The organism is Flagellimonas hadalis (genome assembly GCF_007785775.2).
In the GTDB taxonomy this organism is placed as follows: Bacteria; Bacteroidota; Bacteroidia; order Flavobacteriales; family Flavobacteriaceae; genus Flagellimonas; species Flagellimonas hadalis.
The window spans coordinates 1-24217 of sequence record NZ_VNIK02000019.1 but is presented as its reverse complement, the minus strand read 5'-3'; the positions used below and the strand labels follow the sequence as shown (position 1 = coordinate 24217).

22 protein-coding genes and 2 pseudogenes are annotated in these 24217 nt (G+C 42.9%); all 24 read right to left on the bottom strand.

All coding sequences use genetic code 11. The features are described 5' to 3' along the window. Nucleotides 1-440, bottom strand: a pseudogene (locus FOT42_RS17550) (hypothetical protein); the annotation flags it as partial. Between the two features lie 365 nt (nucleotides 441-805). Next, a complete protein-coding gene (locus FOT42_RS17545) occupies nucleotides 806-1648 on the bottom strand; it encodes a universal stress protein (RefSeq protein ID WP_151891739.1) in 843 nt (280 codons plus the stop codon). A gap of 275 nt (nucleotides 1649-1923) precedes the next feature. Continuing rightward, a complete protein-coding gene (locus FOT42_RS18175) occupies nucleotides 1924-2100 on the bottom strand; it encodes a hypothetical protein (RefSeq protein ID WP_162987829.1) in 177 nt (58 codons plus the stop codon). 14 nt (nucleotides 2101-2114) lie between these two features. After that, nucleotides 2115-2288, bottom strand: a complete 174-nt coding sequence (locus FOT42_RS18170; RefSeq protein ID WP_164732281.1) for a hypothetical protein — start codon at nucleotides 2286-2288, stop codon at nucleotides 2115-2117. A 3-nt stretch (nucleotides 2289-2291) separates the two neighbouring features. After that, nucleotides 2292-3290, bottom strand: a complete 999-nt coding sequence (locus tag FOT42_RS17540; protein WP_036383486.1) for a sodium:calcium antiporter — start codon at nucleotides 3288-3290, stop codon at nucleotides 2292-2294. After that, entirely contained in the window at nucleotides 3287-4198 is a 912-nt protein-coding gene (locus FOT42_RS17535; protein ID WP_081894367.1) for a cation diffusion facilitator family transporter, read from the bottom strand. Before FOT42_RS17535 ends, FOT42_RS17540 begins: the two co-directional genes overlap by 4 nt. A gap of 36 nt (nucleotides 4199-4234) precedes the next feature. After that, on the bottom strand, nucleotides 4235-5035 hold the full coding sequence (locus FOT42_RS17530; RefSeq protein WP_036383482.1) for a cation efflux transmembrane domain-containing protein: 801 nt from the start codon (nucleotides 5033-5035) through the stop codon (nucleotides 4235-4237). 43 nt (nucleotides 5036-5078) lie between these two features. Then, nucleotides 5079-5288: a hypothetical protein gene (locus FOT42_RS17525; protein ID WP_036383480.1), complete on the bottom strand. Its 210-nt coding sequence runs from the start codon at nucleotides 5286-5288 to the stop codon at nucleotides 5079-5081. A gap of 19 nt (nucleotides 5289-5307) precedes the next feature. Next, nucleotides 5308-6711: a dihydrolipoyl dehydrogenase gene (lpdA, locus tag FOT42_RS17520; protein ID WP_036383477.1), complete on the bottom strand. Its 1404-nt coding sequence runs from the start codon at nucleotides 6709-6711 to the stop codon at nucleotides 5308-5310. Nucleotides 6712-6798: 87 nt separating this feature from the next. Then, nucleotides 6799-7233, bottom strand: a complete 435-nt coding sequence (locus tag FOT42_RS17515; RefSeq protein ID WP_036383475.1) for a Fur family transcriptional regulator — start codon at nucleotides 7231-7233, stop codon at nucleotides 6799-6801. A gap of 39 nt (nucleotides 7234-7272) precedes the next feature. Continuing rightward, a complete protein-coding gene (locus FOT42_RS17510) occupies nucleotides 7273-9261 on the bottom strand; it encodes a heavy metal translocating P-type ATPase (RefSeq protein ID WP_051947305.1) in 1989 nt (662 codons plus the stop codon). 79 nt (nucleotides 9262-9340) lie between these two features. Continuing rightward, complete coding sequence (locus tag FOT42_RS17505) at nucleotides 9341-11275, bottom strand: heavy metal translocating P-type ATPase (RefSeq protein ID WP_036383473.1); 1935 nt, start codon at nucleotides 11273-11275, stop codon at nucleotides 9341-9343. Further along, the gene (locus FOT42_RS17500; RefSeq protein WP_036383471.1) at nucleotides 11272-11634 is read right to left on the bottom strand and encodes a SpoIIAA family protein; all 363 of its coding nucleotides are present in this window, start codon (nucleotides 11632-11634) and stop codon (nucleotides 11272-11274) included. Before FOT42_RS17500 ends, FOT42_RS17505 begins: the two co-directional genes overlap by 4 nt. 81 nt (nucleotides 11635-11715) lie before the next feature. Beyond that, a complete protein-coding gene (locus tag FOT42_RS17495; protein WP_036383468.1) occupies nucleotides 11716-12486 on the bottom strand; it encodes an AlbA family DNA-binding domain-containing protein in 771 nt (256 codons plus the stop codon). A gap of 42 nt (nucleotides 12487-12528) precedes the next feature. Continuing rightward, nucleotides 12529-12747 carry an SHOCT domain-containing protein gene (locus tag FOT42_RS17490; RefSeq protein WP_036383466.1) on the bottom strand — a complete coding sequence of 73 codons (219 nt, stop codon included), beginning with the start codon at nucleotides 12745-12747 and terminating at the stop codon, nucleotides 12529-12531. Nucleotides 12748-12774: 27 nt separating this feature from the next. After that, the gene (locus FOT42_RS17485; protein WP_094998958.1) at nucleotides 12775-13146 is read right to left on the bottom strand and encodes a SpoIIAA family protein; all 372 of its coding nucleotides are present in this window, start codon (nucleotides 13144-13146) and stop codon (nucleotides 12775-12777) included. Between the two features lie 34 nt (nucleotides 13147-13180). Next, nucleotides 13181-13603 (bottom strand): Fur family transcriptional regulator, encoded by a 423-nt coding sequence (locus FOT42_RS17480; protein ID WP_036383462.1) that lies wholly within the window; start codon nucleotides 13601-13603, stop codon nucleotides 13181-13183. 10 nt (nucleotides 13604-13613) lie between these two features. Then, on the bottom strand, nucleotides 13614-13952 hold the full coding sequence (locus tag FOT42_RS17475) for a P-II family nitrogen regulator (RefSeq protein WP_036383461.1): 339 nt from the start codon (nucleotides 13950-13952) through the stop codon (nucleotides 13614-13616). A gap of 115 nt (nucleotides 13953-14067) precedes the next feature. Next, complete coding sequence (locus FOT42_RS17470; protein ID WP_226789944.1) at nucleotides 14068-15282, bottom strand: efflux RND transporter periplasmic adaptor subunit; 1215 nt, start codon at nucleotides 15280-15282, stop codon at nucleotides 14068-14070. Between the two features lie 64 nt (nucleotides 15283-15346). Beyond that, a complete protein-coding gene (locus FOT42_RS17465) occupies nucleotides 15347-19762 on the bottom strand; it encodes a CusA/CzcA family heavy metal efflux RND transporter (protein WP_151891738.1) in 4416 nt (1471 codons plus the stop codon). Nucleotides 19763-19879: 117 nt separating this feature from the next. Then, on the bottom strand, nucleotides 19880-20275 hold the full coding sequence (locus tag FOT42_RS17460) for a hypothetical protein (RefSeq protein ID WP_226789943.1): 396 nt from the start codon (nucleotides 20273-20275) through the stop codon (nucleotides 19880-19882). A 301-nt stretch (nucleotides 20276-20576) separates the two neighbouring features. Next, complete coding sequence (locus FOT42_RS17455; RefSeq protein WP_036383457.1) at nucleotides 20577-20906, bottom strand: hypothetical protein; 330 nt, start codon at nucleotides 20904-20906, stop codon at nucleotides 20577-20579. Nucleotides 20907-21509: 603 nt separating this feature from the next. Next, on the bottom strand, nucleotides 21510-23420 hold the full coding sequence (locus FOT42_RS17450; RefSeq protein ID WP_226789942.1) for a YncE family protein: 1911 nt from the start codon (nucleotides 23418-23420) through the stop codon (nucleotides 21510-21512). A 241-nt stretch (nucleotides 23421-23661) separates the two neighbouring features. Continuing rightward, a pseudogene (locus FOT42_RS17445) lies at nucleotides 23662-24217 on the bottom strand (PIG-L family deacetylase); the annotation flags it as partial.

Genomic DNA, 24217 nt, shown 5'->3' with positions numbered 1-24217 from the left:
CCTACCCGGGACCCAATCCATAAAAAACATCCCCAGAAGGAAAATGGGAAGCCTTCAGGCACGGTCTCCGGTTCAAAACCCGGTATGGCTTTATTTTGAATTTGGTTCCTGCCATCACCGAAGGATAACATCGAGGGTAAGTTCAAGTCATTGTTACCGAATCTGATTAGTTGATTGAAAGGATGACCCTTGCCATCCCCTGAATGGCAACTTGCACAGCTGGTGCCAACAAACAAGGGGCCAAGACCTTTTTCAACCGTGAAAACATCATCGTTAAAAGCTATATCCCCTGCTAAAAACAGTTGTTGCTCGCTTAAGGACAATCCGTCCAATGGCCCGTCCAACAGCTCAAATTCCATAGGTTCTTCCGGACCCAAATTTTCACAGCCAAATAGAGCGATTAAAGACAGGCCAATAAAGAAATGAATGATTTTAGACATTACTATAATGATATTTATTCCAAAAAAAATATATTTTTAGATAAGTCTAAATATAGATGTAAAATTCTTCAATAAAGAAGTGGTTAAACCTTAAAGGGTTTGTTGATTTAATTATGTAAATCCCGTACTGTGGGAAATGTCGGTTGGCCAGAATGAAAATTTATATTTCGATATTTACTATGGGCTTATGCCCACTTCATCCGCTGCAACCGCACCGCATTAAAAATCGCCAATAACGCCACGCCCACATCCGCAAAGACTGCTTCCCACATGGTAGCCAATCCACCTGCGCCCAGAATGAGCACGATAATTTCGCATAGTAAGCTATACCTAATATTTACTAGAGTATCACATAGGTAGAAAAGCTACTTAACTATCAGCAGTGGGGCCTTGGAGGCATACAGCATTTTTTTTCTTAGCCCCTTTTTGAAAAGTGCCTCAAAAAATCCGTGTTCCCTGTAAAGCAAAACCAATAGGTCTATTGGGGTTTCAGTCAAAAATTCATCGATACCCTCTTCGGGTTTGTCTTCCTCGATAACTGTAAAGAACCATTGCTTAGGTACAAGAAGTTTGCCAAATCTTTCACGAATAAATGCTTTCTCCGGCACTCTTTCCTGTTTGTCCGCTATATGTACAAAGTGCAACTGTGCATTATAGTTTTGCAATAATCTGGACAATATTTCAAAATCTATTCTATTATCCATACTATCCGTATCCACTGCGACCCCGATACGCTTATATGCAGTATAGCTGGCATCTTCAGGTACGGCCAGTACTGGACAAGGCGCCTTTTGTGTCACCTTTTCGGTAACGGTTCCAATAAAAATTTCATCAAATCCCGAAGCCGTGCCCTTGGTACCCATAACGACAAGACAGGTATTCATTTCCTTAGCCAGGCCAGAAATCACATCGACCGTTGCCCCGAAACCGACAATTGCTTGAAATTCCAACTTGTCCAGTTCAGGAAAGCCTCTTAGAAACTTATCCAATTTTTCTTTATTGAGTTTTTCTTGTGATGCTGTGGTATCTGTTACATTGTGTGCCATAGTTGCCATCCCGATGGGCGTACCGGATGGATATGCCACTGAATAGGCGTGGACAAAAACCAGTTTTGATTTCAATTTTTGTGCTAGCCCAATTGCGTAGCTCACCGCATTTTCTGAAACCTGTGTGAAATCTACGGGTATTAAAATTCCTTTATCTTTCATATCATTTTGTTTTTATTGATTTGACTTCATTAATCTTTCTTTTTAGGTTTAATTATTCAATTGAAAAGCAGGTAAAAACCATATAGAATGGCATCTAAAAAGGCAATTGTCAGCACCGCAAGGAACATTGCCACAAAAACCAACAAGCAATACCCTTTCTCCTTTCTGGTTCTTACTTTCCTGTTTATTGAATTCCCCTTTTTTTCCTCTAGTCTCCGCTTTCTTCTTTCCCGTGACATATTATACTGTGCTTTACTAAAATCAACGCACCAATGCTATCCCCTAAGGTCATAAAACCATTCTTCTGCACGTTTGATTCCCTCCGTAATGGCCTTCTCACGAGAATACCCATTCTCCTTTACCAATTCTTGTGCAATTTTGAGGGCCTTCTTCCGAACTGACGGCTGTAGGCCATCAAGTTTTGTTTTGAAATCTTCAAATGTCCAGTCCATATTGTATACTTTTTTTAGAGCTTTCGCCCTTCCATCTCTGCTTTTACAATGCCGCGTTCAAGGGCTTCCTCCTTGGAGCATTGGTTTGTCGTATAGTATTCTTTAGCATACTTTACGGCCAATTTGTGGATGTTTTCATCCAGCATATTGAGCCTCATCGAGCAATCTTTAAAAAGTTCGTCTTTCATCTATCAAAAAAGTTTCAACACGTAAAAAACCATGACCAGTAAATAAACTATATATGCCGCATCAAATACAAAAATCTGCCAACGAGAGAAACCGTGCAGTTCCTTGCTTTGATGCACAAATAGTGTGTAAAGCAGTGGCATAAGCCCGACAAAGGCCAGGTTGACCCAGAACAGTTCAAAGTCCTCAATGGGGGTGGTTACCAAAGCCAGCGGAAAAAATGCCACCGTCATCGTTACGGCATTGTCTGCAATAACACTGGTGGTGCCCGCTGTCACCTCGCCCCCTTTTACCACGCTCCAGGTCTTGAATATTTCCGGTGCCGTGGTCATTATGCCCGTGATGAAAAGGCCTCCCACGATTTCAGAAATATTTAGGGCAGAAACAATATTTTCGGTCGCCTTCACTATGAAAAAAGCGCCAACTGCTATCGCAAAGGCCCCGGCAATCGATAACCAGACCTGTTTTTTGTTCCATTCTACTTTTTTGCCCTTTTCCTTGCCTTTTATGATTGCGTGGGTCAAGAACGCAGCATAGGCCGCCAGCATAATCCACCCGTCCACAGGTTGCAGGCCACGCCAGGGCTTTGGCAGAGTTAAAATGGCCACAAGGGCGATAATGCCCAGATAAGGAAGGGACAGTACGGAAACCGAACGTTTGTTCAACGCCAGAATGTTTTTATCAAGATGTTCTTGATGTTCCTTGTTGTTCTTGAATTGTTTCCTGGAAGCAAAATAAGCTATGGTCACCATCAAGGGAATGGAAATAATATTGGAACCCAATAAGTTGCCCAGGCCAATATCGGAAACGTCCCGTGCCGCACTGGTTATATTGATGGCAACTTCAGGACTGGCCGTTACAAGGGCAAGAAAAGCGGCTCCAGCGGATGCGGTAAGCCCCCATTGCTTGCGGAGCAACTTTAAAGGAGTCAACAATCGATCCGCACCCCAGTGTGCTGCCCAGGCCGCTAGGCCCAAAACGAGTACCCATGGCCATATGTTCATAATTCTGTCATTTTAACATTTCTCTCTTTGCTAGGTTCGATATGGATGTGCACGTCAAGTATCTCGGAATATGACCTGAACAATCTCTCCTTTACTTTGTGTGCAATATCATGGCCCTCGGTCACAGTTAATTCCCCATCGATCCAAATATGCATATCGATATGAAAGGCCGTTCCCATCTTTCGGGAATGGCAGCGCTCTACCCTTACCACTTCAGGAACGGCTTCGGCCAGTCGGATAACCTCATTTCGAAATTCGGGCTCAACAGCTTCGTCCAGCAACTCCCTTACCGATGACCTAGCTATTTTATAGGCATTGAACAGAATAATGCCCGCTGCAATGAGTGCCGCGAAATCATCCGCTATCTCAAACCCTTCGCCACCGATCAATGCTATGGAAATCCCTATAAAAGCGGCTATCGACGTAATGGCATCACTCCTATGGTGAAATGCATCGGCCTTGACGGCCGAACTATTGATTTCATCACCTGTTTTCATGACATAGCGATACAACGCCTCTTTCGTGAGGACAACAAATACCAGTATGAAGAGTGTGAAGGGTGCAGGAGTTTTGTGGGGTACCAGAATATGGTCGATGCTGTCCCTTATGATTATACCACCTGCAATGGTTAGGGCTATGGCAATACCCACCGCCACCAGGGCCTCTATCTTACCGTGTCCGTAGGGATGGTTTTCATCCGGTGGCCTTGACGACCATCTCAACCCGGCCCATAATAGTGCGGATGTCAGCACATCCGCCCCGGATTCGATCGCATCGGCAATAAGGGCATAAGAATGCCCGAACACCCCGCCCAAACCTTTGATCAATGCCAATAATGCACTGATCAAAATACCTACGAGGGTAGTTTTGAGTCCTATTCGGGATATGGCATTTGGATTCCTTTCCAAAATCTTTCTTTTGCTATTTCTTTTCTTCCCAATACGTTATTTGGACAATTTTAAAATTCTAATGGCCCCACGCATCACAAAGGCAAATACAATACCGCCTATGACCAAATCGGGCCATTTACTGTCTAAAAAATAAACCAGCACCCCTGCCAGTATTACCCCGCCGTTCACAATAATGTCGTTTGAGGTAAAGATGGCACTTGCCTGCATATGCGCTTCCTTGCTTTTGGCCTTGTTTATCAACCATAGGGAAACGAGGTTGCCGATAAGGGCGAAAATGGAAACGATAATCATCCATTGGAACAAAGGGGTTTCGCTACTACTCAAAAACCTTCTCACGACTTCCGAAAATCCCAGCAGGGCCAACGCCATCTGAAAATAGCCACTGAATTTCGCCACTTTCTTTTTTCTGGAAATAGCGCCGCCTACGGCAAAAAGGCTCAATGCATATACAATGGAATCGGCCAGCATATCCAGTGAATCGGCAATTAGACCCATCGAGGAAGAAATCCAACCCGTAGTCATTTCGATAACAAAAAAACCAAAATTGATGTACAAGACCCACCAGAGTATCTTCTTTTGTTTGGTCTCATCTTCAGTATTAGGTGCTTCCGCCTTTTCTGTTCCCAAAAGTTTTTCCCCCAACTTTAATGCACCCAATTCCACGTTTATTTCTTGGGCATTCCCTTGATGGTACACATCTAATTTCCTATTCGGAATGTCAAAGTCCAGATATTTGATTTGAGGATTTGACTCCAGTTTCATCCGTATCATCTGTTCTTCTGAAGGGCAATCCATTTGACTTACCTTAAAAGTGCTTTTGTTTATAGTGGACATTTAAATAATCTGTATTAAATTCTACGTTTGGTCTTTTAAATCTTTACTTACTATGGGATTCCATATATTTTTCCAAAATCGATTTTAAGCTCTCCAAATAATCAGCGAACGATTTAATGGTCGGTTTTGCTTCATCATCTACGGGAATCGTTATGGGGTTCTCATCCAAATACCGATAGAGTTCGGGATATTCGTGTTCAATCCTTAGGGTCAATTCGTTGATTTCTTGGGTTAGTTTTTGAATTTTCTTCATCTTCGTTTTTTTTATAATTTTATATATGCAACGCCCTGTCTTCGGTAGCAGCCAAGCAGGCTTCCTTAAAGGTTTCTGAAAATGTGGGGTGTCCGTGGGACATTCTGGCAATATCCTCTGCCGCTGCCCTGAATTCCATCGCCACGACAGCTTCCGTATAACTATCGGCTATGCGCGGACCTATCATATGAACGCCCAAAATTTCATCGGTTTCCTTGTCTGCAATCACTTTTATAAAGCCATCGGTGTCCATACTTATCTTGGCCCGTGCATTGGCCTTAAAGGGAAACGTGCCCGTTTTTATAGCCCTTCCTGCTTCTTTAAGTTCCTCTTCGGTAAGTCCCACGCCGGCTACTTCGGGCTGTGTATAGACAATGTTTGGTATGAGGGAATAATTGATGTGCGGCTTTTGTCCCGCAATGCGTTCGGCCACAAAAACACCTTCTTCACTGGCCTTATGGGCGAGCATCGCACCTCGGACTACATCTCCAATGGCATAGACCCCTTTTACATTGGTTTCCAGGTTATCGTCTACTTTTATTTGTCCTTTTTCGTTGGTTTCCACTCCCACGTTTGCAAGGCCCAAGCCTGATGTAAAAGGTTTTCTCCCAATGGCCATCAGGCAATAGTCGCCTTCCAACTGCATTTCCTTGTCGTCTTTCCTGTTCTGTGCCGTAAGGGTTACTTTATCATCTGCTGCCACAGCTTTTGTGACCTTGTGTTCCAGATAGAACTCGATATCTTGTTTTCTTAGGGACCTGTACAATTGATGCCCTACGGATTTGTCCATTGTATAAATAAGCCCATCAAAATACTCTACGATGGAAACCTTTGAACCTAACCTGGCGAAAACCGAACCTATCTCGACCCCAATGACACCACCTCCAACGACCATCAAGTGTTTGGGGATTTCTTTAAGGGCAAGCGCTTCCGTAGAGGAAATAATCCTTTTTTTATCTATTTCTATGTTGGGCAAGGATGCAGGTTTTGACCCGGTGGCGATGACCATTTTATCGGTTTCTATGGTTTGTGTTTTGTCCTCGCCCTTAATTTCAATGGTGTTTTTGTCCTTGATGTTTCCGTGGCCTTCATAAACGGTAACCTTGTTCTTTTTCATCAGGTAGGCTACCCCGTTGATGATTTCCCCCACGACGTCTTGAACCCTTTGGTTCATTTTTACAATATCTACATTCGCCTCCTTGACATCAATGCCGAAATCCTCGAATTGGTGTTTGAGCTTGTGGTAATGTTCCGATGCTTCCAGCCAGGCTTTTGAAGGGATACAACCCACGTTAAGGCAAGTGCCGCCAAGGGTACTGTACCTTTCGATTATGGCCACTTTAAAGCCCAGTTGTGCAGCACGTATGGCACACATGTAGCCACCTGGACCGGAACCAATAATTGTTATATCATATTTTTCCATAATTGTATTTTTTTGGTTAAATAAGGTGGAAGAACCTTGAACTTGACTCTTGGGCGCAAGGGTTCAAAGTTCTGGAACTCCCACCTGTTATTTTTCCTTACATTTCACGCATATCCCTTTTAATACCAAGTTGACATCGTTTATTTTATAATCACTTGGTAAACTTTCTTCCGGTATTTTATTTGGCAAACAGATTGTTTTCTTACATTCGGTACAATGAAAATGCAGATGTAAATCCGAACCATATTTACCTTTAACGTTTTCATCAGAAATTGCAAATTTTGCCACTCCGGTTCCATCATTAATCTGATGAATAAGTCCCTTCTCCTCAAAAATCTTAAGGTTGCGATAAAAGGTCGTTCTGTTTGCTGTCTTATTGGTTTCGCTCTTTTCGGCAAAGACCTTTTTTAAATCGGAAAAGGACACGGCACTTTGCTTCCTTCTCAGATACCTGTATATCTTGGACCTCATTTGAGTAGGGCGAATACCGTGACTTGACAATATTTTTTCCGTTTTGTTCATTTTTTAATCTTGATTCAAAGGCAATCTCCTTTATTGGATTTATTTTTTATAGGCGAGCAAACGCAATGCATTGACCACCACTACCAACGTAGAGCCTTCGTGAACCGCCACGGCTATGCCGATACTTGCCCAGCTCATTATGGTCGCAGGAATTAAAAGGGCAACAACCCCCAAGCTAACCCATAAGTTTTGCTTGATTATCGCCTTCGCTTTTCTGCTCAAACCGATGGCAAAAGGCAAGGTTTCCAGTTTGTCTGCCATTAGTGCTATATCTGCGGTCTCTAAAGCCACGTCGCTTCCCGCCGCACCCATTGCAATACCAACGGTACTGTTTGCCATAGCAGGGGCATCATTGACCCCATCACCTATCATTGCCAGTTTATTTTCCTGTTCCGCAAGTTTTTTGATGGCCTCCACTTTTTCTTCGGGAAGCAGACTTCCGCGAGCTTCGGTCAAACCGATTTCCTCGGCTACAGCGTCGGCTACTTTCTGGTTGTCGCCGGTAAGCATTATCATTTTCTTGATGCCTATTTCCTTTAGTTGGGCAAGGGTTTCCTTGGCTTTTTCCCGTGGCGTGTCCATTAGCCCCAGCATCCCTATAAATTCATTGCCCCTTTTTATTAGCATCGTGGTCTTTCCTTCCCCTTCAAGCGCTCTTACCTTTTCTGATACATCGCTGGGAACACCTTTATCAATATCCTCAAAAAGCTCAAGGTTGCCTATGTAAATGGAATTCCCTTGATAGTTTGCCTTTATGCCCTTGCCCTGTACGGCTTCCAAATCATCGGCATCGGGAATTTTGGTGTCCTTCCCAAGCCGCTCCATCCCATCCCTTACAACAGCCTTTGCCAGGGGATGGTCACTCAGTTCCTCAACCGCAATCGCGATTTCCAACAGTTCCTTTTTATCTATACTGCCAAAACTTTCGACGTCGGTAAGCTTTGGTTTTCCTTCGGTAAGTGTTCCCGTTTTGTCAAAAGCGAGAGCGGTAAGTACCCCTAAGTCTTCCAAGGGGCGACCGCCTTTTATCAAAACCCCGCCTCGTGCTGCTCTTGCCACACCACTCAATACAGCAGATGGCGTAGAAATGGCCAGGGCACAAGGACTGGCTGCCACAAGTACCGCCAGGGAACGGTACAGGCTTTCATTCCACGTTTCATCGATGACCAAAAAAGCAAAATTTAATACTATGACCAATAAGATTACCGATGGCACGTAGTACCGCTCAAACTTGTCTGTCAATAATTGTGTGGGCGATTTTTGGTCCTGGGCCTCTTGAACCATAGTGACCAAGCGGTTGAGGGTAGAATCTTTTGCCTCTTTAATCACCTTTATTTCGAGGGTATTGTTGCCATTGATAGTTCCTGAAAATACACGGTTCTCGTCGGGAATATCGCTTTTTGCTGTATATTCCTTATCGGGATTTTCTATTGGTGTTTTGTCCACTGGAACGCTTTCCCCGGTAATGGGTGACTGGTCTATACTACTATTGCCCTTTACAATAACACCATCAGCAGATATTTTACTGTTGGGGCGTACCACGATAGTATCACCTATCTGTAACTCTTCTATACCGACTTCAACGGTATCGTCATCCTTCTTTAATAGTGCGGTTTTAGGCGCAAGGTCTGTTAACGCTGCAATGGATTTCTTGGCCTTGCCCATTGCATAGTTTTCCAGTGCGTGACCCAAACTAAACAGGAACAGCAACAAGGCACCTTCTGCCCATTCGCCCAAATAGGCGGCTCCTGCAGCTGCGACCAGCATCAGGAAATCGATTTCAAATCCGCCCTTGGAAATCTTGACGATGGCCTCCTTCAAGGTAAAATAGCCACCGAAAAAGTAGGCCGCAATATAGAGCCAAAAAGGAATGTTTTCTGAAACCCCGGTAAATTTCTCCAATAGGAAACCCGTAATTAGTGTGACCCCGCTTAAAATAGCAAAATAGAGTTCGGTGTTTTTGCCGAAGATGCCGCCGTGGTCGTGGTTGTGGCCATCGTCTTTGCTGTGTTTTTCCTTGTCTTTCATATTATTAATGGTTTTGTTATCGTTAATTAAGATTTAATCCAGTTTTGGGCTTGTAATTTGTTAAAGGTTAACATTTTTGCTATTTCCAATTCATTTTTTGCAAACGTATTGCATTGAGAATGGCAACGAACGAAACACCTACATCGGCAAACACAGCCTCCCACATCGTAGCCAAACCGATGGCACCCAAAATGAGAAAAATCCCTTTTACCCCAAAAGTAAGACCAATATTTTGCCATACGATACGGCGTGTTGAGCGTCCAATTTGGATTCCTCGGGCCATCCTGCTCGGCTGGTCGGTCTGGATGATAACGTCTGCGGTCTCTATGGCCACATCGCTGCCCAAACCACCCATTGCAATACCCACATCACTGGCTGCGAGCACGGGTGCATCGTTGATGCCGTCGCCCATAAATGCTACCGTGGATTCAGGTTGTTCCTTGAGCTTTTCGACCTCGTTGAGCTTATCTTCGGGTAGCAAGCCGCCTTTGGCCCAATCAATATTCAGTTCCTTGGCAACTTGTTGGGTTATGGAATCCTTGTCTCCAGAGAGCATTATGATTTTAGCTATTCCGGCCACCCGAATCTGTTGAATGGTGTGATGCGCGTCTTCCTTAAGTTCATCGGCAATGGTCACATAGCCTGCGAATTTTCCATCGATGGCGACCATCACTATAGATTCGACTATCACATCGGTTTCAGGTGGAACATCAACACTATTGGAAGTCATCAATGCTTTGTTGCCGACCAAGACCTGCTTATGGTTGACTGTGCCCTTTAATCCCTTACCGGCAACTTCAGAAACTTCGGATGCCTTAAAATCAGTACCGTCCGCTTTGTATTCCAGAATTGCCTTTGCAATGGGGTGGGTAGATTGTTCTTCCATCGCCATCAGGTATTTCATAAATTCCACTTCCGCAAAAGCGGATGTATTTATCACTTCCTTAATCTTAAAGACCCCTTTGGTAACGGTTCCGGTTTTGTCCATCACCACAGTATTCACTTTGGTCATTGCATCGAGAAAGGATGCACCTTTGAACAGGATTCCGTTGCGCGATGCCGCACCCAGACCGCCGAAATAGCCCAGTGGAATGGAAATGACCAAGGCACAAGGGCAGGAAATCACCAAGAAAATTAAAGCTCGGTATAGCCAATCCCTAAACACATATTCATCGACAAAAAAGTATGGTAACAAAGTGAGTCCGATAGCAAGGAAAACCACGATGGGCGTATAAATCCGTGCAAACTTCCTAATAAATAATTCGGTCTTTGATTTCCGGGCCGTGGCATTCTGTACCATCTCCAGAATACGGGCGATGGAACTGTCCTTGAATTTCTTGGTGGTTTCTACTTCGATGACACCGTCGAGATTGATGCTTCCCGCAAAGACTTTTTCGTTCTGTGTTATGGTGTCGGGTTTGCTTTCGCCAGTAATGGCAGCTGTATTGAGCGATGCTTTGTTTGATAGCAGTTTGCCATCCAATGGGATTTTTTCGCCCACCCGTACCTGTATCTTCTCGCCAATATTGACCGTTTCGGGATTGACGGAAACGAAGTCCCCATTACGATAGACCAATGCCTCGTCCGGTCGTGCATCCAGAAGTGCCCTAATGTTTCCTTTGGCACGGTTTACGGCAGCATTTTGGAACAGTTCGCCCACGGCATAGAACAACATCACGGCAACGCCCTCTGGATATTCGCCTATGGCAAATGCTCCCAAGGTTGCGATGGACATCAGGAAAAATTCTGTAAAGAAATCGCCATTTTTAATACTTTCCCATCCCTCCTTGATGACGGGAAAGCCAACAGGGATGTAAGCCACCGTGTACCACACAATCCTGACCCATCCCTTAAAGAAAGGAAAGGCATCGAAATAGTCAATGGCAATACCAACTATGAGCATCACAAAGCTGAAAATTGCCGGTAAATAGGTTTTGAGCTTTTTTTCGGTTGCTGAAATTACAGTGGACTGTTTCCCTTTTAGCTCCCGTAGCTGTAGTTTTTTCTTTTTCATCCTTTTGTTGAGACCCAGGTCATTGCCTGCTCTTTATTTTTACTATCAAAAAATTTAACTTCAGACTTTATGAAAAAATCAGTTGCCTTCGCGGCCCATTCCTGCCATTTTTTATTGCCCACAAAGGCCATCTTGCCATAATCTCCCAAATGAGCCGAATCAATCTTTAGGTCTTCCCAAAAGCCTTTAAGGGTATAGCCTTTTAAATCTTCCATTTCAAAATAGAAATCCACTTTATGCCCTTTTTCTATGATGTTGTGGATAAGCGGATGCATCTTTTCCATATCCTTTTCCGTAAGTTTCCCGCTGATTTTAGCGGCAATAAGATGTTCTTGTTCTAAGTTTATTATCTGTAACATATTTGTATATCTTTATATTAATCTATTTAAAATATTAGTGCGTTGTATGTGCAAATATCCATTGGCCTACACTTACTTTTCTTAATTATAAAGCGCCTTCTCTTTTCCTAAGTGCAAGATGGCTTCGGGCAAATCGAGTTCGCGCGTTCCGTTGCCCGTTCTAATATAAAACCGTGACCTCCCGTCTTGACTTAGATAGACTGGTGTTTTGGCCGGGTCTATTTCTATGTAGCACACGTCATTTTCTCCATATCTGTAAAAAGATACATTTACAGCCGTACATAAATGGGTTCCCAATTTTAAAGATATCAACTGCATCAGGTATTGCTCAAAACCATCTGTACCCGGTTTTTTCAAGGTGTCAAAATCCTGGTTTAGACCGAGGATGTTGCCGTTATCGTCTACTCCTATAAGCAAATTACCACCGTTGGTGTTCATAAAACCCGCTATGGTCTTGATAATTACAAATTCCAACTGTTTATTCACTTTGGATTGACGTAAATCCCATCGCAGACTTGATTTGAACTCCACCAAATCATTCTCGCCTTTTTTAATGAGTTCCAGCAGGGTTTGCCCATCCATCCGTTTCCTGTTCAGTTGAAAAATCTTTTTTCTGAAAAAGACCATCAAGGCAAGGCTGCTTCCCAATATTCCGAACAACAGGTTTTTAAGGACTTGGTCAACATCGGTAAAACCCCATACGGTTTCAAAAGCCTCGCCAAGATAGCTTGGCCAGTGACCGGAATCGCCCGACCGGTCAAAGAGAAAAAGGGATAGGCCCAAGGGTTGCAGTATAAAGACCCCAAAGGCAAAGCCTGCCAAAAGCCATATCCCTATTTTTCTTCTTTGCATAGATAACGGTGTTATGGTCGTTCGGTCAAAAGCAAAACACTGTTATTTTTTGTCCTTTAACAGGAACGTCTTGCGTTTCTCAAACTCCTCTTCGTCGATTTCGCCGCGGGCGTACCGCTCCCTCAGGGCTTCCATTGCCCTGTCCTTTCTGTTTTTCTGTCCCGGTGTGGGGTAGGGAATCAGGAATATCCAGAAGATGAGGATTATCCATAACCCCCACCATATCCAGTGCATTCCCCCAAAATACCAATCGTCCATCATAATTTTCTAGATTTAAAGATTCATGTTTCAGTTACTATTGCTATTGCTTGTTTGTTCGAGCCAGTTGTTGGCCATGTTTCCATCTTCAGGTCCGAAATATTTTATGTGGGCTTCACTAAACGGCAATAGCGATTCGGTAAACCGTTCTTGCCATGTTTTTTCGCCCACCAAGGCTATTTTCTTAAGCCGTGCTTCTTCGGGAAAGGAAATATCCAACCTCTCACCGCTGCTTTTCTTCACTCCTTTTTTGCGAGGCTCCATTTCCATATACCAAGCGGCCAGTTCATTGCTTTTCAAATGTTCATTCAGGGCCTTGACTAAGGTCGCCCCATCATCGGCATCCAGCTCTTGATCTGCGATGGTATATAAGATTTGGTCTTTTTTATAGATTGCTATCATCGTCGTATTCTTTTGATATTATTGTCCTTAAAGGTTACTCCAAATTGCCATTGCATTTATTGCATACTCCCGTTACGACCAGATTGATATCCTCTGCCATATATCCTTGGGGCAGGTTTACCTGCGGGATTTTACGGTCGGTCAAACAAACGGTCTCGTTGCACCGGGTGCAATGAAAATGCAGGTGCAGGTCGTTGCCCACCTCACATTCACAGTCTTCCTCACAGAGCGCATATTTCATAATGCCCGTACCGTCCTCTATTTGATGTACGATGCCTTTTTCCTCAAATGTTTTCATCGTCCGGAAAAGGGTACTCCTTTCCGACTTCTCGAAGAAACTCTCCAATTCGCCCAAACTGATGGCCACCTCGTTTTCCAGTAACTTTTTATAGGTCAACAGACGCATCGGGGTGGGTCGTATTCCCTTGCTCTCCAATTTTTTGACGATTTTTTCCATGTGCGATGGGTCAGAGGTCGTACCGTTTTAAGGATTCCCCCGTTTTGATCTGGAAGGCATCCTCAATATCCGATAAATAGATGATACCGTCCCCTGGGTCGGGCGTTTTACCGTTTTCCGTAATAATATCGATTGCCGATTGTGCTTCTTCATTTTGACATACCAGCTCCACTTTTACCACCGGACTATCGGTTACGTGAAAATCCAATGAGGGCTTCGCGCCTTTTGCTTTGAATGCTCCAGTACCCTCCGCCTGTGAAAGCGTCATACTTTTAAAACCTTTATCGCTAAGGGCTTCGATGACCCTTTGTATCCTGTTCGGTTTAACAAATGCTTTTATTTCTTTCATTTTTAAAATGTTTAAATTTTTAATCGATTTTGAACCGAGCCTGTTCTTTAATTTTTAACTAACTAAATTAAGTCGATAAACAAACTCGGAATCAAAATCCTTGATTTTTAGAGAATTAATGTCCGTGCTCCAATTCGCCTTTCACCATTTCTGAAGAAAGAGTATAGGCCCCATTTGTTACTATTTTGATATTTTCGGGTGTTCCTGCAGGCAGGTTAACTTCTACAAACCCCAGATCGTTGACCCCCGTGCTCACGGGGATGCGTTTATATTTCATTTTATTTTCAACAGGTTCTTCATCCTCATCCATGATGAAGATATAAGACTGTTCACCTTCCTGGACAATAGCTTCCTCGGGAACAGCAAAGCCTGATTTTTCTCCTTGTACAATTCTTCCCTCCACATACATTCCGGGCAAAAGGTCCTTGTCTTTATTCTCGATATCTGCCAATACCTCTATGGCCTTCGGATCGCTCTCAAACGTCTGCCCTATGGAACGCACGGTGGCCTTTAACAATTCATTAGGTTTTGAGGCTGTTGAAAAATAAATCTGTTGTCCCTCCTTGACCTGCTTGATGTCCTTTTCATATACTTTGAAATTGACATAGATTTTCGAATTATCGCTTATCGAGAACATTTTGGATTGTGGGGCCACATAATCGCCCAGGCTTACCATTACTTCGCCCACATAGCCACTAATGGGCGTAATAATGGGGATGGCAGAATAGATCTCCCCTTCGGCCACTTTGGAAGGGTCCAGTCCCAACAAGCGTAGTTTGGACTTTAGGCCGTTTACACTGGAAGTGGTGGAACGAAATTTGGATTGCGCCATTTGGAATTCCTTGCCAGAGGAAACCCCTTTGTCATAGAGGGTCTTTTTGCGCTCAAAATCCTGCTTTAAAAATACCAGTTCGTCATTCTTTTCCTGGTATTCCTGTTGCATGGCGATGATATCCGGGTGTTCTATATAGGCCAACACCTGTCCCTTGCGCACAATGTTGCCCGGTACTACCTTGATCGAGCTAACATTTCCACCAATAAAGGGACTAATGTTTGCCCTGTCCTGTGGGAAGAGTTCGAGTGTTCCTGTTACCTTAATGTTGTTCCCTAAATTACGTTCCTCCAGAGGTTTCGTTTCCAGACCGATGGTTTCGGCCTGTTGTTTTGTAAGTTCAACAACACCTTCTTCCCCTTCTTCCCCTTCGTGGCCACCTTCTTCTTCGTCGTGACCCTCTTCTCCGTGCGCATCTTCTCCAGGTGCTTCGGTTTTTGATACGCCTTCCGTTTCGTTATGCCCAAGCTCGGATTTTGGAGCATCATTACAACTCATAAACATAAGTGTAAATAATACGGTGCTTACTAATAATATATTCTTCATTTTTCTTTTTTTAAGGTTATAAATTGCCCAATTGATATTGCATATCAATGGTCTGCTGGTTAAACTGATTGATGTACTGTAAATGATTTTGTTTTATCCTGATGGCACTGTTGAGAATCGTGATGTAATTGACATAATCTATTTCGCCTTCCTTGGATGCCAATTGCGCTGTGGTAATTTGTTGTTCTGCCAACAATAGTGCGCCTTCTTCGTAATATTGCAAAATCTTCTTTGTCTTTTCAAGAGATTTGGCCAACTGCGACACGCGACTTTCTGTAACCGCCTTTTGCTCCAAATACTGATTCTCTGCTACCATTGCGTCTGCCTTGGCTGCCTTTACCCTTGACTTCTGGGGAAAAAACCACAACGGAATACTAATACCTGCCTGATAGGTGTTGAAGCCTGACACTTCATCTACTACTTGTCTTCCATAGGAAAAACTGAATTTCGGTAGGAATTGTGATTTCTCAACACCCACGTTTGCTTTACTTACTTCGGCATTTTGTAATGCATATTGCAACATTGGGTTATTGGCCACCGAAATGGAATCCAATGTCGCCATAAAATCCAATGTTTTGTATGGTTCACTAATGGTCTCAATGGATTCATCGGTTCCTAAATATTGTTTTAAGGCGCGCTTGGCAATTTCAATATCATCAAAGGCTTGTTGCCTTAATACTTGAATCTGTTGAAATTCGGAAGAGGCGGCAATAAATTCCAGTTTGCCCGTTTCCCCGGTATCATAGCGAAGTTGGGCAGCAGTCTTAAAATTGACATAAATACTGTCCAATTGGTCTGCAAAACGCAACTGTGCCTTGTAATAATTAATTTGGTCATACGCCTGCATCACATTACGCACCAATTGTTGTTCACTGGCCACATAAAACTTTTCTCCCAAGGCAATACGCTCTTTGTAAAACTTCGATTTTGAAAACCCGGAAAGCAAATCAATGTTGCCCTGTTGCACACCAACGGTTGTCTGCACTCCAGGAAGATTATTTCCATATTCTTCTTTGCCCGTGAAAACTTGAGTGCTACCAAGGTCAAAACTCGTTCCCTTTAGTGCCTTTTCCCGTTCAATAAATGCTTGGCTTTCTTTAAGTGATGGATAATTCTGTTTAGCCACAGCAATGGCCTCATCAATGGTCAAGGTCTTTGGGATTGTACCATCTTGATTGGTGTCTTGGGCAAATGAAGTACTAGAAGCCATCAAACCTCCAACCATCAAAAATATGGTTATAATATTCGTGGATTTGTTGATATAGCTTACATCGCCATCATTTTCTTTCTTTTCTTTTCGTGATTCAAGCCAATAGTATAATACGGGAAGGACTACAAGCGTTAAAAAAGTAGCTGTAAGCAATCCTCCAATAACAACCGTTGCTAAAGGTCGTTGCACTTCCGCGCCACCAGAGGTAGAAACCGCCATTGGGATAAAGCCCATAATGGCTGCGGTTGCCGTCAATAAAATTGGGCGTAAACGCTCGTGGGTGGCTTCGTATATTCTGTCTTTTAAGTTTGTCATTCCACTTTCTTTTAATTCATTGAATTTGTTTATCAGTACCAATCCGTTTAAAACTGCAACCCCAAAGAGCACGATAAAGCCAACACCTGCGGAAATACTAAATGGCATTCCACGAACCCACAAAGCAAATACGCCACCAATGGCCGCCAAAGGCACTGCCATATAAATCATTACCGATTGTGAGAACGAACTCAAGGCAAAATAAAGCAATATGAATATTAAGAAAAGTGCAATAGGCACTACAATCATCAATCGGTCAGAAGCACGTTGTAGGTTTTCGAACGAACCTCCGTAGGTTACAAAATAACCAGGTGGCAATTTTACTTGTGTTTCCAGTTTTTGCTGTATTTCCTCGACCATCGATTTTACGTCACGGCCACGGACATTGACCCCTACTGAAATACGACGGGAGGTATTGTCCCTTGAAATTTGCATCGGTCCGGGTTTATAACTGATTTCCGCCACTTCCTTTAATGGTACTTGCGCTCCATTTGGTAAATCGATATAAAGATTTTTAAGGTTGTTGATGTCTTGTCTAAATTCCTTTGCCAATCGGATAACCACATCGAACCGTTTTTCGCCTTCAAAAATTACACCTGCTTCTTCTCCTGCAAAGGCGGCACTTACATAATCATTCAATTTATCCACGGTTACACCGTATTGTGCCATTTTTGCGCGATTGTATTCCACCGTCATTTGAGGTAAGCCACTTGTAGCTTCCACATTGAGGTCAGCCGCTCCGGGTACAGTTCTAATGACCGCAGCGATTTCCTGTACCTTGTCTGCCAAAACGCCCAAATCTTCCCCATATAGTTTAATGGCAACATCTTCTCGGACACCCGTCAATAATTCATTAAAACGAAGTTCTACAGGTTGGGTAAACACGAAATTTACGCCTGGAACAACTGAAATTTTTTCCTGTATTTTTTCGATAAGTTCTTCTTTGCTGTCTGCTGAAGTCCATTTGCTCTTATCTTTTTCAAGAATGATATAACTATCCGCAATGTCCATAGGCATTGGGTCGGTTGGGATTTCGGCAACCCCAATTCTTGAAATTACTGTTTTTACTTCTGGAAATTCATTGATTAAATTTTGAAGTTTTTTTGAAGCCTCGATGGACTCCGTAAGACTGCTACCTGGTTTTATCAACGCTTGAAACGCAATATCGCCCTCATCAAATTTTGGGATAAATTCGCCGCCCATGTTGCTGAAGATAAATCCTGCGATTAATAGTAGGGTAACTGCGCCTATAACGACACCAGCCCGAAAACGAAGTGCAAAATTGAGCAACGGTACATATCCTCTATTTAGCCCAGACATTATTTTATCACTGAACCTATCAATTTTATTTTCAAACTTGGCAAACCAACCGTTTTGGTTCTTTGCTGGTTTCAAGAACATCGACGAAATCATTGGGACGTAAGTAAGACAAAGGATAATCGCTCCTAAAACGGCAAATCCAAAGGTAAAAGCCATTGGACGGAACATTTTTCCTTCCACACCAGTCAAAAAGAGAATCGGTGTAAATACAATAAGGATAATCAATTGTCCGAAAAATGCCGAATTCATCATCGTACTTGCCGATTCGTAGGCTATTTCATCCATTTCGGGCTGACCTATGGCAGTTGTGGTTTTTTTCATCCGTTGATGGATATGAAAAACCATTCCTTCAACAATGATTACCGCACCATCCACGATGATTCCAAAGTCGATTGCACCCAAGGACATTAAATTTGCCCACACCCCAAATTGTTTCATCAAAATAAATGCGAATAGTAATGATAATGGGATTACCGAAGCTGTAATCAAACCACCACGGAAGCTTCCCAACAATAACACCAAAACAAAAATCACAATCAGCGAACCTTCAATCAAGTTTTTTTCTACGGTACTTGTGGTTCTTCCAATCAATTCACTTCGGCTTAAAAACGGTGCTATATATACACCTTCCGGCAAGGATTTTTGTATTTCATCAATACGGTTTTGTACATTTTCTATCACAGTACCAGGGCTTTCGCCTTTAAGCATCAAAATCTGTCCGCCTACAGTTTCGTGACCGTCTTGGGTAAATGCACCATAACGCACTTGGTTTCCGTAACCCACTTTTTCGGCAACGTCCCTTACCAAGACAGGGCTTCCATTTTGAGTGGTCACAACCGTGTTTTCCAAATCGGCGATACTTCGAGCCAGCCCTTCGCCACGGATAAAATTGGCTTGGTGGTTTTTTTCAATGTAAGCACCACCGGTATTAGCATTGTTCACTTTAAGAGCTTCAAATACCTGATTCATTGTAATGCCAAAACTTTTTAGTTTATCAGGATTAATGGCAACTTCGTATTGTTTTACATAACCTCCAAAGGCATTGACCTCGACGACTCCGGGGACTAACGCCATTTGGCGTTTTACAATCCAGTCCTGTATGGTGCGAAGCTCCATGGCATCATATTTGTCCTCATAGCCTTCTTTTACTTTTAAGGTATATTGAAAAATTTCGCCCAGACCTGTTGTTATGGGAGCCATAAAAGGTGTGCCAAAACCTTCGGGGATTTCTCCGGCAACTTCGGTTAATTTCTCTTGTACCAATTGCCGGGGAAGATAAGTGCCTGCCTCGTCCTTAAAAACAATGGTAACCACGGACAGCCCAAAACGGGATACTGAACGCAGCTCGATGACGTCAGGAAGATTGGCCATTGCCAATTCTACGGGATAGGTAACAAATTGTTCTATATCTTCTGTCCCCAAGTTTGGGGCCACGGTTATTACCTGTACTTGGTTGTTTGTTATATCGGGTACAGAACCCAAGTTTATAGTGGCCATAGACCAAATGCCCGTACCAACCAATGCCACTATAAATAAGCCAATAATAAATTTATTATTAATGGAAAATGAAATGATTTTGTTAATCATAGAAAAAGTATTAATTCAGTTTAAACATCGCAATGCAAAGAGATGCAATGCGTTTATGATGCGATACTTACTTTTAAAAGCATCACGGTAGGATATAGCTATCCTAAAAAAACTGAATTATACTTTAGGGGGTTGGAAAAGCGATTCCAGATATCTGGAAGTGAAGTTTACTTTATGTAAGTTAAACTGTTTTTTCTCTTCAAACTTTAGTCGATTGGTTAAAGCCGAATTGTTGTTCGCAATAATTAATACTAAAGGGTGACAACATTGATGATGGGAATGGACTGGTGTATTCTCCTTATCTGGGTTATTATGATGCCCTTCATTTTTTGCATCATTGTCAATGTAATCTTCAACTACATATTCAAGGAAAGAGTCTCCATAAACTTTATGGTCTTGATAATGGGTAATAATGCTTGAAATTTCTTTAATTGGTCCACAAAAGTCCATATCAATGCTAATTCCCTGAAAAAAGAATAAAATTGACATTGATATGGAAAAGAATATTTTCATAAATTTTGACAAAGATACAAATTAATCGATGCACAGGTTGTGCAAAAACTTGAAAGCAGGGATAAAAGGTTTCATGAAGCACTAAAAACTAGTTATTCTGCAGATCCATAAATCTTTTGAGGGCGAATTAGGCTTTCCATAGGATAGGTCATATATATATATTATATCGTAAGATATCAGACATAAAATTGAGTGCCAAGAAATATATTTATAATATGATTGCCAAAAATTTCAAATTGCAAATATAACAATGATTACGTGCGACTGGGTTACAAAAGAACTTCAAAAATAGGGTAAGGTTTCAAATAGTCACTAAAATTAATAAACTGAAAAGGCTGAACAATAAGACAATAAGATTTCTAATAATATTAAAATTCTCCGTGCTTCCATCTCTCACTTTATCCATCAATGGACTACAAATCGTGTGCCTTACAAAAGTTATTACAGATTTGTTTATTTTCCCTTTGTTCTTTTTTGATGTTATTTTAAACAGAACTAGGTTTAATTCAATTCCCGCCTCGCCTTCTGATGCCCCTTCAAGGGTTATTGTTCCACTTGTAAAAGGAGGTAGACAGTCGTCCAAGTCCTTTTCGCTTGGGTAAACCGCCCTACGGATATCCTCTACAAGCAAACGTAATGGTTCGCTATTTTTCCTGAGTTCGCGAAGTCTTTCTTCTTCTGTAAACCGTCCATATTGAGCTGAAATTGGTACTGAAAAAAAGCAAAAAATGAGAAATAAGAGTGGAACGTGGCTTTCATATTCGGTAATTTTTAAATATTCAAAAAATTAGGGAAGCCAATTTTAGGGTAAGAAATACACACACCTCATTTTGAGTGGCTTTTAAAATGGGGGAGTTTTCCAATTTAGAAAATTTATTTGAGACCCCATTACAGGAAATCCACATAAAAACTGTGGTTTTCCCCTGTGTATATTTGCAAATGAATGCCCCGCATTACTTCAATCTCTTTGAAATTTTGATTATCATTGGTGAGAATAAAGTAATCACTCATTAGAATTACCTCTCGAAATCGAACTAATATCGAACTAATAAAAATATAATTAAATACAGTTAAATCAATATCAGTTATTTAATATAAAATAGACGATATACAGAACGTCTATCACACCATGCAGGAATCATAAGGGTTGACAAAAACAAAAGGGTCTGCATTGGAGCAGACCCTTAAGCAACCTAAATAAACCCAACCTAAAACAAATTACTTTTATAGTTTTTTAATTGTTGTAAAGGTACATGGACGAGGAACCCGCTAGGTCCTCGCTCCAAGAAGGTGAAACGTTGCCTTCAATGTCCCAACAGTTCTCGAATCCCAAGACCTTACCATTGCCAATTTCGGAGATGTATATGGTTTTTGTTTTGGCATCATAGGCCACATCGATGGGGTTACCCAATTGGGTATTGGACCCTGCAATCCGTTTCTGGCTGGCCAAAGCAATGGTCCCTCCATTTTCTGTAGCGTTGATGAGTGCCGTGAAACCGGCCATGGTATGTATGCCCCCATCATCCATCGTGTTCGCGGCATCGCCGATGTCCGTCATCACCAGAACATCATCCGAAGCACTATAGGTAATCCCATGTGTCCTGACAATTCCCTCGATGGTCACCCGCTTGGTGGCCGGCAGAACACAGTCTTCGGTATTGGCCAAGAAATTGGAGAATATGGCCAGATCACTTGAGTTGTCCACGACGGCCAATAGGTCATTCCCCATGAAAGTAATGCCCCATACGTCGAAATCAATATCAAACGTGTTCATCAAGGTGAAAGAAGTGCCATTATAGGAATAGACGTAGAATGTATGCTCCATATTGTCGGAGACCACCACCTTGTTCCCATAGACAGCAATCTCCCTGGGACTCATCAAATCCATACTCCCAGAAAAGTCCAGGCTTGCGAGAATCCCATCCGCGGTCAATGAGAATCCACCATAATACTCCAGTTGCAAATTGGACCTGGATGCTTGTATCATGAAATCGTTCAATGCGGAATAGTAAATTCCTTCCGAAGAGGTGGAACCGGTAATGATTGTTTTTGAAGTTCCGCTCAAGATATCATAGACAACCACATTTCCATCCGTGGTATTGGTCGTGTATAGTTGCGTCATTCCCATTTCACTGGCAGAACCATAATCCCCATCGGTTTCGTCACTGGAGAAATAGATGGAAGAGGCAGACGTCAGATCCTTATTGAATGTAGGTGCGATGTTTCCGCCGGAACCAATGGCAGTGAACCCAAGTACCTTGCCCGTGCCAATATCCGATACATAAACGGCATCCGTCTCCGAATCATAGGCCACATCGATAGGATTGCCCATGTAAGTGGCAGGACCAGCCACTCTGGTCTGCATGGAGACCGGTAACACTTCTCCGTCTGAAAGTGCATCAAACTTGGCCGAAAAATCTAAAATCACATGAAATCCACCATCGTCGTCCGTATTGGCGGCATCACCAATGTCCGTCATTACCATCACATCGTCCGAACCACTGTAAGCCAAACCATGGGTCCTAACTATCCCTTCAATGGTCACCCTCTTGTTCGGATACAGCATATCATCCGTGGCATTGTCCAAGAAATCATAGAAAACTGCCAAATCGCTGGAAATGTCCACAACGGCATACAGGTCACTTCCCTTGAAAGCCACTCCCCAGACTGCAAAAGGGACTTGAACCGTTGTTTCCAAAGAGAAAGAGGTCCCTGTCTTTTTGTAGACGAAGAATTTGTTGGAACCATTGTCAGCTACCACGTAGAAGTCTCCATAGACCGCCAATTCCCGTGGGCTTTCCAAATCAGCATTTCCTTTGAATGAGATATCCAAATCTGTATCCATATCAAAAGTGCCTATTTCGGCAAAGGCTTCCAACCAATTGGCTGAACGTGAAGCTTGGACTACCAGGTCCTCGGTTGCATCGTAATAGATTCCCTCTGCAGCCATGGAGGGGGTTCCCAAGGTGACTTGCGTGTCATTGGTCAGGTCATACTTGGTAATGGCCCCATTTTCGTTGTTGGTCACATATAATGCTGCCCTTCTTCCCTCTTCCATCATTCCATCATCGTCAGAATACATGTCATCATCCATCATGGCGTTATCGTCCTCGTTGCACGAGACGAAAGCCAAAAAGAGGGTCATGATCCCCCATTTTAAAATCGAAATTTTCGTAGTGTGTTCCATAAGTGTTTAATTTGATCAGTACTTTCACTTACCTACGGAAACACTATCAGGTGGGTTTGGTTTTTGGTTAAAAAAAATCACAAAAAATTGACAGTCAATTACTTGAACTGATAATTTTTTGTGATTATCGTTAAATCAACCCTTTATTACAATGCACAGTTGACAGGTTTGGAAGCCTGTCCCGTGCATTGGTGGAAGGTCAGTATTTATATCGTACAAAGGCCTCCATGGCGGCATAGCTGGCCAACCCAAGGGATTGGTATTTCAGTGCGGTCTCCTTGTTACGGTCCTCTGCTCTGACCCAGAATTCCCTGAGATCCTCCCCTTGGAACATGACCCCATCCTTTTGGGTCTGGTGGTAAAAAATGGCCTTGCGCTTCCTAAGTACCTGCACAGGGCTCATGGGAACGGCCATCTCGATCTCGTGGATCTCCCATTCATGCCAAGCACCCCTATAGAGCCATACCCAACAATCCTTCATGAACGGCTTCCCTTTCAGCTCCTTCAAAGAGGCAAAAAGGGCCTCCAAGCACACACGGTGCGTGCCGTGCGGGTCGGCCAGATCCCCGGCCGCATAGATCTGGTGCGGCTTGATCTTTTCTATGATATCGTTCATAATCTGGATATCCTTCTCCCCAAGCGGGTTCTTTTTGATAGTACCCGTCTCATAGAACGGAAGGTCCAAGAAATGTACCTGGCTGTCCGGAATTCCCATATACCTTGTGGCCCCATAACTTTCGCTCCTGCGGATGGTC